The organism is Methylobacterium sp. ap11, from assembly GCF_900110515.1.
Lineage (GTDB): Bacteria > Pseudomonadota > Alphaproteobacteria > Rhizobiales > Beijerinckiaceae > Methylobacterium > Methylobacterium ajmalii.
Genome location: NZ_FOEB01000003.1, coordinates 361,871 through 373,101 on the forward strand (window position 1 = coordinate 361,871; position 11,231 = coordinate 373,101).

At 72.5% G+C, this 11,231-nt stretch carries 10 protein-coding genes; 6 read left to right on the plus strand and 4 right to left on the minus strand.

Translation table 11 applies throughout. The annotated features are described in order from the left end of the window. Positions 1-17: 17 nt before the first annotated feature. Positions 18-1,574, minus strand: coding sequence for a glycerol-3-phosphate dehydrogenase (gene glpD / locus BMX97_RS06265; protein WP_244538304.1), 1,557 nt, complete (start codon positions 1,572-1,574; stop codon positions 18-20). 134 nt (positions 1,575-1,708) lie between these two features. Continuing rightward, positions 1,709-2,512 carry a DeoR/GlpR family DNA-binding transcription regulator gene (locus BMX97_RS06270; RefSeq protein ID WP_091747051.1) on the minus strand — a complete coding sequence of 268 codons (804 nt, stop codon included), beginning with the start codon at positions 2,510-2,512 and terminating at the stop codon, positions 1,709-1,711. 188 nt (positions 2,513-2,700) lie between these two features. Between BMX97_RS06270 and BMX97_RS06275 the strand changes: the two genes are divergently transcribed. Together BMX97_RS06275 and BMX97_RS06280 are read left to right on the plus strand one after the other, a co-directional pair. Continuing rightward, positions 2,701-2,946 (plus strand): type II toxin-antitoxin system ParD family antitoxin, encoded by a 246-nt coding sequence (locus BMX97_RS06275; protein WP_091746779.1) that lies wholly within the window; start codon positions 2,701-2,703, stop codon positions 2,944-2,946. Then, the gene (locus BMX97_RS06280; protein WP_091746782.1) at positions 2,947-3,237 is read left to right on the plus strand and encodes a type II toxin-antitoxin system RelE/ParE family toxin; all 291 of its coding nucleotides are present in this window, start codon (positions 2,947-2,949) and stop codon (positions 3,235-3,237) included. A 37-nt stretch (positions 3,238-3,274) separates the two neighbouring features. Here the strand turns inward: BMX97_RS06280 and BMX97_RS06285 are convergent, their stop codons facing one another. Next, positions 3,275-4,348 (minus strand): RHE_PE00001 family protein, encoded by a 1,074-nt coding sequence (locus BMX97_RS06285; RefSeq protein WP_091746785.1) that lies wholly within the window; start codon positions 4,346-4,348, stop codon positions 3,275-3,277. Positions 4,349-4,534: 186 nt separating this feature from the next. On the opposite strand from BMX97_RS06285, the gene BMX97_RS06290 reads away from it, so the two are divergent. The 4 genes from BMX97_RS06290 to BMX97_RS06305 all read left to right on the plus strand — a co-directional run bounded on the left by BMX97_RS06290 (position 4,535) and on the right by BMX97_RS06305 (position 10,384). Then, positions 4,535-5,446, plus strand: coding sequence for a glycosyltransferase family protein (locus tag BMX97_RS06290; RefSeq protein WP_091746787.1), 912 nt, complete (start codon positions 4,535-4,537; stop codon positions 5,444-5,446). After that, positions 5,443-6,390: a glycosyltransferase family 2 protein gene (locus BMX97_RS06295; protein WP_091746790.1), complete on the plus strand. Its 948-nt coding sequence runs from the start codon at positions 5,443-5,445 to the stop codon at positions 6,388-6,390. Before BMX97_RS06290 ends, BMX97_RS06295 begins: the two co-directional genes overlap by 4 nt. A gap of 40 nt (positions 6,391-6,430) precedes the next feature. Then, positions 6,431-8,200, plus strand: a complete 1,770-nt coding sequence (locus BMX97_RS06300) for an ABC transporter ATP-binding protein (RefSeq protein ID WP_091746793.1) — start codon at positions 6,431-6,433, stop codon at positions 8,198-8,200. A gap of 144 nt (positions 8,201-8,344) precedes the next feature. Beyond that, complete coding sequence (locus BMX97_RS06305) at positions 8,345-10,384, plus strand: methyl-accepting chemotaxis protein (RefSeq protein ID WP_143074563.1); 2,040 nt, start codon at positions 8,345-8,347, stop codon at positions 10,382-10,384. 67 nt (positions 10,385-10,451) lie between these two features. Here the strand turns inward: BMX97_RS06305 and BMX97_RS06310 are convergent, their stop codons facing one another. Next, a complete protein-coding gene (locus BMX97_RS06310; RefSeq protein WP_091746796.1) occupies positions 10,452-11,072 on the minus strand; it encodes a pyridoxamine 5'-phosphate oxidase family protein in 621 nt (206 codons plus the stop codon). Positions 11,073-11,231 lie beyond the last annotated feature (159 nt).

Here is an 11,231-nt window from a genome sequence, read left to right on the forward strand (position 1 = left end):
CCTCCCGTCTCTTCTTGTCAGGCCGCGTTGGGGGCGGCGGCGGCGCGGCGCATGAACTCGTCGAGGGCTTCGGCCTCGGCGGGGGTGACCCTAAGACCGAGCTTCGAACGGCGCCAGAGCACGTCCTCGGCGCGCGATGCCCATTCGCGGCGCATCAGGTGGCGCACCTCGCGCTCGGTGAGGTCGGCGCCGAACAGCCGGCCGAGATCGGCCATGGAGCGGGCCCCGCTCAGGATCTCGCGGGCATCGGTGCCGTAGGCCCGCACCAGCCGGGCGACCAGCGCCTCCGGTACGCCCGGATGCTGGCGCGCGAGCCCCGCCACGACGTCGTCGTAGCTCTCCTTAGGGAAGTTGCCGCCCGGCAGGACGGCGCCCGAGGTCCAGGGCTCCTTGCGGGCCGCCGGCAGGTGGTCCTTCAGGCGGTCGAGCGCCGATTCGGCGAGGCGGCGATAGGTGGTGATCTTGCCGCCGAAGACCGAGAGCATCGCCGGCTGGCCCTGCGGCGCGTCGAGGGTCAGCACGTAGTCGCGGGTGGCTTCCTGGGCCTTCGAGGCGCCGTCGTCGTAGAGCGGGCGCACGCCGGAATAGGTCCACACCACCTCGTCGCGGGTGACCGGATCGCGGAAGTACTCGCTGGCGGCGGCGCAGAGATAGGCGATCTCCTCCTCGCTCGCCTTCACGTCGGCGGGGTCGCCCGTGTAGTCGCGGTCGGTGGTGCCGATCAGCGTGAAGTCGCGCTCGTAGGGGATCGCGAAGATGATGCGCTGGTCGGCGTTCTGGAAGATGTAGGCCCGGTCGTGCCGGAACAGGCGGCGCACCACGATGTGGCTGCCCTGGACGAGGCGCACGCCCTCCGACGAGTTGGCCCGCGCCACGCCGGTGAGCACGTCGGCGACCCAGGGGCCGGCGGCGTTGACGAGGGTGCGCGCCCGCACCGTGTCGCGGGCGCCGGTCTCCCGGTCCTCGACCGTCAGCTCCCACAGGCCGCCGCTGCGCGCGGCGGTGACGACCCGGGTGCGCGGGCGGATCACTGCGCCGCGCTCGGCGGCGTCGCGGGCGTTCAGCACCACGAGGCGCGAATCCTCGACCCAGCAATCCGAATATTCGAAAGCGCGGCGAAAGCCGGCCTTGAGCGGTTCGCCGGCCGGATCGCGGGTCAGGTCGAGGGTGCGGGTACCGGGCAGGCGCTTGCGGCCGCCGAGGTTGTCGTAGAGCAGGAGCCCGAGGCGCAGGAGCCAGCCGGGGCGCAGGCCGGCATGGTGCGGCAGCACGAAGCGCAGCGGCCAGACGATGTGGGGCGCCATGCCCCACAGGACCTCGCGTTCCATCAGGGCCTCGCGGACCAGGCGGAACTCGTAATGCTCCAGGTAGCGCAGGCCGCCGTGGATCAGCTTGGTCGAGGTCGAGGAGGTGCCGCTGGCGAGGTCGTTCTGCTCGAACAGCACCACCGAGGCGTCGCGGCCCACCGCGTCGCGGGCGATACCGCAGCCATTGATGCCGCCGCCGATCACCGCGAGGTCGAACACCCCGCGCGCGTCGCCGGGCTGCTGCCTGGGGGCCAAGCTGGGGGCCAAGGCCACCTCCCTGTCGAAGCCTTTCGGCTCTTTCGTTTGCATCCTGGCGCGAATCTAGACGCGGGCGCGGATCGACGCAAGCGAAACCGAAAGCGAACAGGTGCGAACGAAAGTCGATGACTTTCGGTTTCGCCTCACTCAGCGGCGTCGGAGGTCTCCTGGGCGGGCGCCTCGGCACCGGCCTCGACCAGGGCGACGCGGTGGGCCGCGCACATCTCGCGCAAGGACGCGGAGGGCAGCGCGTCGGTGACGAAGTAGTCGAGCTCGCGCAGGTGGCCGACCCGGATCGGCGCCGAGCGCTCCAGCTTCAGCTTGTCGGCGACCAGGATCACCCGCCGGGCATTCTCGATGATGGCGCGGGCGACGCGGACCTCGCGGTAGTCGAAATCGAGCAGCGTGCCGTCCTCGTCGATCGCCGAGGCGCCGATCACCGCGTAGTCGACCTTGAACTGGTTGATGAAGTCGACCGCCGCCGAGCCGATCACCGCCCCGTCGGCCCGCCGCACCGGCCCGCCGGCGACGATCAGGTTCATCTTCGGATGGCGGTAGAGCAGGGTCGCGACGTTGAGGTTGTTGGTGATGACCAGCAGATCCTCGTGGTCGCCGAGCGCGCGCGCCACCTCCTCGGTGGTGGTGCCGATGTTGATGAACAGCGACGCGCTGTTGGGGATGAGCCTTGCCGCCGCCTCGCCGATCGCCCGCTTCTCGCCGTGGGCGACGAGGCGGCGCGCCTCGTAGGACACGTTCTCGACGCCCGAGGCCACCACGGCGCCGCCGTGGATGCGCGACAGGACCCGGCTGTCGCACAATTCGTTGAGATCCTTGCGGATCGTCTGCGGCGTCACCTCGAACCGCGCCGCCAGTTCCTCGACGCTGACCCGCCCGTGCAGGCGGGCGAGGGCGAGGATGTCCTGCTGGCGCTGGGAAACCTGGTCGATCACGACGCGCATGCCTTGGTGTTGGCCCGCCGGGGCGCTTCTTGCGCGCCGAGGCGCGGGGGCGGGCATTGTCGGGGGAAGCGGGGGTGGGCGCAATCGGGATGGAACGTCCGAAGCTCCGCTTGGCCAGATCGTCCTGCTAGCGAAGTACCAATTTTTGGTATATTCGTCGGGAGGTGGAGGCAGCCATGGCTCACAACACGTCGGTCTCGCTCGGTGACCACTTCACCCAGTTCATCAACCGGCAAGTCGAGGGTGGTCGATACAACTCCGCCAGCGACGTCGTTCGTGCGGGGCTGCGCCTTCTCGAAGAGCGCGAAGCAAAGCTCGAGGCGCTGCGATCGGCCCTGATCGAGGGAGAAGCCAGCGGTGATTTCCAGGATTTCGACACCGACGGCTTCCTGGCCTCCATGCGCAAATCACGCGGACAATAAGTGCGCATCCGCCTCTCCGCAGCCGCTCGCCGCGACCTGTCCGGCATCTGGACCTATTCGGCCGAGCGCTGGGACGAAGCACAGGCCGACCGCTACGTCAGGCTGATCGCAGATGGCTTCGATCGCCTCGTCAAAGGTACGGCGAGAAGCCGCGGCGCCGATGACATCAGGCCCGGCTACTTCAAGCTTGCAGTCGGTTCGCACGTGGTCTTCTACCGAAATCACGCCAGTGACGTGATCGACGTCGTCCGCATCCTGCATCAGCGGATGGACTTCGATCGCCACCTGTGATGCGGCATCGCTTTCGGCCGTGGTCGGGATGCGCTCGTCACACGATCCCCCACGCCCGATACCGCCGCCGCTCCGTCAACTCCCGCGGCCGGGCCGATCCCAGTTCCGCCAGCATCCCCTCCACCGCCTGCGGGGTGACGGCGAGCGCTCGCGCCGCGCTCGCCACCGTCACCAGCGGGGTGCCGACGAACAGGTCGACGAGCTGCGGCAGGCGCGAGGTCCGGCGCTTGCCGGCGCAGGCGCGCAGCATCACCTCGCGGGCGAGCGCCAGGCGGTCGAGGTCGCGTCCCATCAGGCGGGCGGCGGTCTCGACCGCGCCCAGAAGGCCGGCCAGGCGCTCGGTGAGCGGCAGCGCCCGCGACCAGCGCGCCCGGCTCTCGCGCAGGCCCAGCGCCAGGGCGGGCAGGTGCGCCCGCGCCTTGCCCCGGGCCCGCAGCAGGGCCGCCGCCGCGAGGAGCCCGCGATGGCCCCGGCGCGGCGCCGGATCGAGCACCAGCCAGGCATCGAGGGCGACGGCGGCGGCCAGGACCGCCGGCAGGTCGCGGGTCTCGTCGAGTACCCGGCGCCAGGCGGCGGAGGGGTCGTCCTCCGCGCCGAAGGATGGGGCCGGCGCCCCTGCCTCGTGCGCCGCGAGGGTCCGGCGGGTGCGGGCGAGGAGCCGGTCGATGGCGGCGAAATCGGCGTCGGGCCCGTCGGCCTCCTCATCGTCCTCGTCCTGCGCCGGCTCGTCCTGCGGCGGCTCGTGGGCGTCGGCCCCGGCGAGCAGCGTCCAGCCCTCCGTCGAGAAGGCCCATCCCGGGGCCGCGGCGGCGAGCCGGCGGCGCTCGGCCAGCACCGCGACGGCGCGGCCGAGCGCCAGGTTCGGGCGGCGCACGTCCATCGCCGCCTCGTGCAGCACCAGGTCCTCCAGGGCGACGAGTTCGCCCTCGAGATGCAGGGCGGCCTGTGCGTCGAACAGGTGCGCCCGCGCCCGGGCGCCGTCGGCGAGCACCGGCTCGGTCCGGACGAGCCGCTCGTCGAGGCGCACGAGCTCGTCGGACGCCGCCTCCAGCGGCGCGGCGAGGCGCCGCCAGGCGGCCGGGAGCCGGATCGGATCGAGATCGTAAACCATTACGGTGGCACGATACGGATTCTCAAACCCAAGGAAACTAAGCCTTGTCTTGGATCCACGGGTGATCGAGGCGGGGGGCTGAAATCGGCGTGCAAGCCGGATCGCCGCAATTCCGCTGCCGCGGCGGCGTATTGACCGGCGCGATCCGACGGCCCTAGGGCGACGGGCCGCCCCCTCCGATCGAGCATGCCCGAAACCTCGCCCCCGCCCCTCCCCTCCCCGGTCGCCATCGGCGTCACGGTCTTCCGGCCGACGCCGGAGCAGGTCGCCGCCCTCCTCGCCCGGGCCGCGGCCGAGCCGCGGCGGACGATCGTGTTCGACAATGGCGGCCTGCCGCCCGACGCGGCGGCCCGGCTGCGCGCCGGCGGCGGCCTGGTCCTGTCGGGGGACGGCAATATCGGGGTCGGCGGCGCCCTCGACGCGATCGCGCGGGCCGCCGCCGCGGCGGGGGCGCGCCAGGTGCTGCTCCTCGACCAGGACGCCGCCTTCACGCCCGACCAGGTCTCGGACCTCGAGGCGGCGATGGCGCGGCTGCGGGGGTCGCACCCGCCTCCGGCCGTCGTCGGCCCGCGGCCGGAGGCGGCGCCCGGCCGCAAGGCGCCGGCCTATCCGCGCCGGCCGGGCGTGCCGGATCGCGGCGGGCTCGTGCCGGTGGAGTTCCTGGCGACCTCGGGCTCCCTCGTCGACCTCGCCGCCTACGCGGCGATCGGCCCGTTCCGCAGCGACTTCTTCATCGACGGCGTCGACCTCGAATGGTGCTTTCGCGCCTGGGCCCGGGGCCATGCCTGCTGGATGGCGCCCGGGACCGCCCTCCCCCATCGGGTCGGCGCCGGGGTGATCCGCCTGCGGGCGCTCGGGATCGAGATGCCGCGCCAGCCGCTGTTTCGCATGGCGGCCTACCTGCGCAACAGCGTCTATGCCTGGCGGCTGCCGCACGTGCCCCGGCGCTGGATCATGCGCCAGGCCGCCTACCTGCCGCTCCAGGCCCTGCTCGTCTGGGCCGATTCCGGCTATCGCCCCGCCGTCGCGATGCGGCTCGCCGGCGCGGTGATCGACGGCCTGCGCGGCCGGCTCGGACCGCCGAAGGGATTGTCATGACGCCCGTGACCCCCGCCCTCGACGTGGTGATCGTCAACTGGAACGGCGGCGCGCTGCTGCGGGCCTGCCTTGCCAGCCTGGCGGCGGCCGAAGCCGCCCTCGGCGACGCCCTCGCCCTGCACGTCGTCGTGGTCGACAACGCCTCGAGCGACGGCTCGCTGGAGGGGCTGGCGCGCCTGCGCCACGGCCCGGCCGTGGTCGCCAACCCCGACAACCAGGGTTTCGGCCGGGCCTGCAACGCGGGTGCCGCGCGGGGCGAGGCCGCCGCGATCCTGTTTCTCAACCCCGACGCGCGGGTCACCGCCGAGGCACTTCTCGGCGCCCGCGCGGCCCTGATGGCGGACGAGGCCACCGGCATCGTCGGGGCGCAGCTCCTCGACGAGGCCGGCGCCGTGCAGCGCGCCTGCGCCCGGCGGCCGACCGCCCTCTCGCTCCTCGGCCAGGCGCTGCTCCTCGACCGGGCCGGCCTCGTGCCCTCCCACTTCATGACCGAGTGGGATCACGCCGACGAACGGCCGGTCGATCAGGTGATGGGCGCGTTCCTGATGATCCGCCGCCCGCTCTTTACGGCGCTCGGCGGCTTCGACGAGCGCTTCTTCGTCTATTACGAGGATGTCGATCTCTGCGCCCGGGCCTGGGACGCGGGCTTCGCGGTGCGCCACCTCCCCGGCATCCGCGTGCGGCACGAGGGCCAGGGCACCACGCGGGCGGCCAAGGCGCATCGGCTGGCCTGCTTCCTCGACAGCCAGATCCGCTACGCCGCCAAGCATCACGGCCGGGCGACCGCGCTCGCACTCGTCGGCACGGCCTTCTGCGCGCAGGTGCCGCTGCGCCTCGTCCAGGCGCTGGCGCGGCTGTCCGTGCGGGAGGCCGGCGAGGTCCTGCGCGGCGCCGGGCTGCTGGCCCGCCGGCTGCCCGGCCTCGCGCGATCCTCCACCCGCTGATCGCCCTCCCCTCCCCCGACGACGTTCTGACGAGTCCGCGATGCGCGCCCTGATCGACCTTCTCCGCGCCATGACCCCGCGCGAGCGCCGCCGCGCCGGACTGATCGGGGCCGGGCTGGCGCTCGCGGCCCTGCTCGAGGTGGTCGGCGTCGCCTCGGTGGTGCCGTTCCTGACCCTCGTCGGCGATCCGGCGGCGGCCTCGCGCATCCCGGCGCTGGGTGCGATCCGCGACGGGCTCGGGCTCGCCGACGACCGCGGCTTCCTGATCGTCGTCGGGCTCGGCGCGCTGAGCGCGATCCTCGTCACCTCCTGCGTCAATGCCGGGCTCACCTACGCCCAGCTGCGCTTCAGCCACGCCGTCGGCTACGGCTTCGCCCGGCGCCTGCTGTTTCGCACCGTCGACCGGGAGCGGCTGTTCTTCTCCACCGCCAACAGCGCCGAGCTCGCCAAGACGATCCTGAGCGAGACCGACCGCCTCGTCGTCGGCGTGCTGACCCCCGCCACGGTCATCGCCTCGCGGGCGACCTCGGCCACCGCCGTCATCGTCTTTCTGCTCGTCGTGTCGCCGCGCCTGGCGCTGATCCTCGGGGCCGGGTTCGGCGGGCTCTATGTCGGCATCTTCCTGGTGGTGCGGGCGCGGCTCGCCCGCATCGGCGCCCGCGCCGTGGCCGGCAACGAGGGCCGGTTCCGGGTGGTGCACGAGACGATCGGCGGCCTGACCGAGCTCAAGCTCTACGGCCGGGCGGAGAGCTTCGCGAGCCGGTTCGAGGCCCCGGCCCGTGCCTACGCGCAGGCGAGCGCCGAGAGCCTGCTCACCGGGCAATTGCCGCGCTTCGTCATCGAGGCCCTGGCCTTCGGCGGGGTCATCGTGGTGGTGCTGTTCGCGCTCTCGCAGGGGCTCGACACCGCCGGCCTCCTGCCGCTGCTCGGCCTGTTCGCCTTCGCCGGCTACCGGATGCTGCCGGCGTTCCAGAACGTGTTCAACGCGCTCGCGCTCCTGCGCTTCACCCTGCCGGCGGTGCGGCTCGTGGTCGACGGCCTCGCCGGCGAGCGGGAGACCGTCCGCCGTACCCCCGAGCGGCTGCCGTTCCGCGACGCGATCCGCCTCGAGCGCGTCGGGTTCGACTACGAGCCCGGCCGTCCGGCACTCTCGGGCATCGACCTCGTCATCCCCGCCCACGCCACGGTCGGCCTGGTCGGCCGCACCGGCTCGGGCAAGTCGACCCTGATCGGGCTGATCCTCGGCTTCCTCACGCCCACGACCGGCCGCCTCGCGGTGGACGGGGTCGCGCTCGACGCCGCGACCCTGCCCGCCTGGCAGAACCGCATCGGCTACGTGCCGCAGGACATCTTCCTCGTCGACGGCACCATCGCGGACAACATCGCCTTCGGGCTCGACGCGATCGACGATGCGGCGGTGGAGCGGGCGGCGCGGCTCGCCGGAGCGCACGATTTCATCGCCGCCCTGCCGGAGGGCTACGCGACCCGCGTCGGCGAGCGCGGCGCCCGGCTCTCCGGCGGCCAGCGCCAGCGCGTCGGCATCGCCCGGGCGCTCTACCACGACCCCGACGTGATCGTGTTCGACGAGGCGACCTCCGCCCTCGACGACGAGACCGAGGGCGTGGTGATGCGGGCGGTCCAGGGGCTCGCCGGCACCCGCACCCTGATCATGATCGCCCACCGCCTCACCAGCCTCGCCGGGGCCGACACGGTGCACGTCCTGGAAGGCGGCCGGATCGTCGCCACGGGCCCGCCCGCCGATGTGCTGCCGCAGGTGTCGCGGGCGGAACCACTCCTGGATCGCGAGTGATCTCGTGGCGGCATGCCCGGGATGGCGGGCCGTCCATGCCGATGTGCGATTTCGAATCTTCCGGTTACCAGACCGGTCTCCGATCCGGCAATTTATTAACCATCATCATTGATCACTGAGCATCAGTGATGATGGGACCGACCGATGATTCCCAAGGGCAACCTGTCCAGTAAATTGACGCTCATGGCCGGCTCGGCGATCGGCCTGACTGTCCTCGTCTTCGTCGGTGTCGCGGGATGGACGGCGGCCGAGCGGACGAACGCCGAGATCATGCAGCTCGCCACGGAAAAGGCCGCCGGCACCACGGCGGAAACCTCGATCCAGATCGTGGACGCGATCTCCGCCAGCCGGGCGCTCGCCGCCACGATGTCGGGCCAGCTGAGCGGCGGCGCCCTGCGCAAGGCCGATGCGGTCGCGGCGACCAAGGCCCTGATCCAGGATTACCCGACCCTCTTCGGCGCCTGGATGACGGACACGACCGACAAGCGGGCGGCGAAATCCCTGACGGGCTCGGGCTACGAGAACGAGGCCGGCCTGTTCACGCCGTACTGGACCCGCAAGGACGACGGCACGCTCGCCTTCGCGACCTTCCCGGTCAATCCCGCGCAGCAATGGTATCGCGACCCGATCCAGTCCGGCGCGAGCCTCCTCGTCGAACCGTACGTGACCAGCCAGGGCCAGCTCGTCACCTCGATCAGCGCACCGCTCAAGGTCGACGGCGCGGTCGTCGGCGTGGCCGGCGTCGACATCCGGTTGAGCGGGCTGGCGGCCGCGTTCGCGGCCCTGAAGCCGTTCGAGGGCGGGCGCGTGCTGCTGCTGTCGAACGCCCGCAAGTGGATCGTCCCGCCGAAGGGCGATCTCCTGATGAAGGACTATGACGGGATCGGCGCGGCCGAGGTCGCGGCCGCCCTGGCCGACCGGCGCCCGCGCACCCTCCGGGGCAGCCCGGACGGCGCGGTCCGCCTCGTCTATCCCTTCACCCAGCCGGGCATGAACACGACCTGGGCCCTGGTGATGGACGTCCCGGCCACCGCCTTCACCCAGCCGATCTACCGGCGCGTCGCCGAGACCGCCGCGGGCGGGTTGTTCATCCTCGTCGTCCTCGTCGGCGTCGTCGCGGCGGCGAGCCGCGCCCTGATCGGAACGCCGCTCAAGCGCTGCCTCGACACGGTCCAGGCCCTGATCGACCGGCGCTACGACGTGGCGATCACCGGCACCGAGCGCGACGACGAGATCGGCCGGATCAACCGGGCGCTCGCGGTGTTCCGCGACAAGGCGCACCAGGCCGACCTCCTGACGAGCGAGAGCGAGGCGGAGCAGCAGCGCCGCGTGGCCCGCGCGCAGCGCATCGACCATCTCGTCTCCGACTTCCAGCTCACCATCGCCGGCTCGCTCGAGATCGTCACCTCGGCGGCGACCGAGCTTGACGCCACCGCCCGCTCGATGACCCAGGTCGCCGACGACACCAACGGCCAGGCCGTCGCCTCGAGCGCAGCGGCCGAGCAGACGGCGGTCAACGTGCAGACCGTGGCGGCGGCGGCCGAGGAGATGGTCTCCTCGCTCCGGGAGATCGAGCGGCAGGTGCTGCGCTCCAACGAGGTCGCCAGCCATGCCGCGCACGAGGCCGCGGCGACCGGTACCGCCATGGCGGCCCTGACGGCCGCCGCCGACCAGATCGGCGCCGCCGTCACCCTCATCTCGACCATCGCCGGGCAGACCAACCTTCTCGCGCTCAACGCCACCATCGAGGCGGCCCGGGCCGGCGAGGCCGGGCGCGGCTTCTCGGTCGTCGCGGCGGAAGTGAAGGAACTCGCGAGCCAGACCGGCCGGGCCACGGAGGAGATCACCGGCCAGATCGGCGCGATCCAGGCCGCCACCGGCCAGGCGACGGAGGCGATCCGGCAGATCGACCGCACCATCGCCGGGATGGGCGAGATCAGTGCCGCGATCGCCGCGACGGTCTCCCAGCAGACCGCCGCCACCGGCGAGATCTCCCGCAACGCGAGCGAGGCCGCGCGCGGCACCCGCGACGTGTCGCAGACCGTATCGCGGGTGCTGGTCTCCTCCGGCGAGACCGGCAGCGCCGCCTCGCAGGTGCTGAGCGCCGCCGCCGAGCTGGCGACGCAATCGCTCAGCGTAAAGCAGAAGGTCGACGGCTTCCTGCGCGACATCCGGGCGGCCTGACCCGTCCACCCTCCCCTCCGCTCGTCCCGTTCCCCCGCGCGCCGCACGGCGTCGCGGGGGTTTTTCGTCACCACATCGTCCGGCGCGCCCGTTCGGCCCAGGCCTCGTCGTAGGCCGCGCCGCCGACCCGGCCCTCGCTCAACTCGGCCAGGATCTCGCCCGGGCTCGGCAGGCTCTTCGGATCGACCTGGGCGTCGGCCCGCCACAGGCCGGAGCGGATCAGCGCCCGGGCGCACTGGAAATAGACCTCGCCCACCCGGATCACCATCACGGTGCGGGGCGCCTTGCCGTCGACCGCGAAGGAGGCGCACAGCTCCGGATCGTCGTCGATCGCCGCGCGGCCGTTGACCCTGAGCGCGTTGCCGATGCCGGGGATCAGGAACATCAGCCCGACCCGCGGATCGCGCACGACGTTGCGCAGGCTGTCGATCCGGTTGTTGCCGCGGCGGTCCGGCAGGAGCAGCGTCGTCGGATCGGCCACCCGCACGAAGCCCGGACGGTCGCCGCGCGGCGAGCAGTCGAGCCCGTCCGGCCCCACGGTTGCGAGCGATACGAACGGTGCCGCCGCGATGAAGCGCCGGTAATGCGGCGTGACGTGGTCGGTCACCTTGGCGGTCGAGGCCTCGCCGACCGCACCGAACTCGCCGTAGATCCGCTCCAGTTCGTCCACGCTCCTCAGGATCGCCATCGGCCCGTCTCCTCTCGCGCAAAGGCGGGGCCTGCATAAACCACGGGGCGGCGCGGCCCTATCGCGGTTGCCCGCACGCGGCGCGCGAGGTCCGTCCACGCTGGAGCTTCCGCGGGCGTTGCCACCTGGCAACCGCGGCCGCCACATCAGGCCGGTTAA

What these genes read in the sequence shown, in the direction of transcription:
- BMX97_RS06275 (WP_091746779.1), top strand. Translation starts at nt 2,701, where the DNA reads ATGGCTCACAACACGTCGGTCTCGCTCGGTGACCACTTCACCCAGTTC.
- BMX97_RS06285 (WP_091746785.1), bottom strand. Translation starts at nt 4,348, where the DNA reads ATGGTTTACGATCTCGATCCGATCCGGCTCCCGGCCGCCTGGCGGCGC.
- BMX97_RS06290 (WP_091746787.1), top strand. Translation starts at nt 4,535, where the DNA reads ATGCCCGAAACCTCGCCCCCGCCCCTCCCCTCCCCGGTCGCCATCGGC.
- BMX97_RS06295 (WP_091746790.1), top strand. Translation starts at nt 5,443, where the DNA reads ATGACGCCCGTGACCCCCGCCCTCGACGTGGTGATCGTCAACTGGAAC.
- BMX97_RS06300 (WP_091746793.1), top strand. Translation starts at nt 6,431, where the DNA reads ATGCGCGCCCTGATCGACCTTCTCCGCGCCATGACCCCGCGCGAGCGC.
- BMX97_RS06305 (WP_143074563.1), top strand. Translation starts at nt 8,345, where the DNA reads ATGATTCCCAAGGGCAACCTGTCCAGTAAATTGACGCTCATGGCCGGC.
- BMX97_RS06310 (WP_091746796.1), bottom strand. Translation starts at nt 11,072, where the DNA reads ATGGCGATCCTGAGGAGCGTGGACGAACTGGAGCGGATCTACGGCGAG.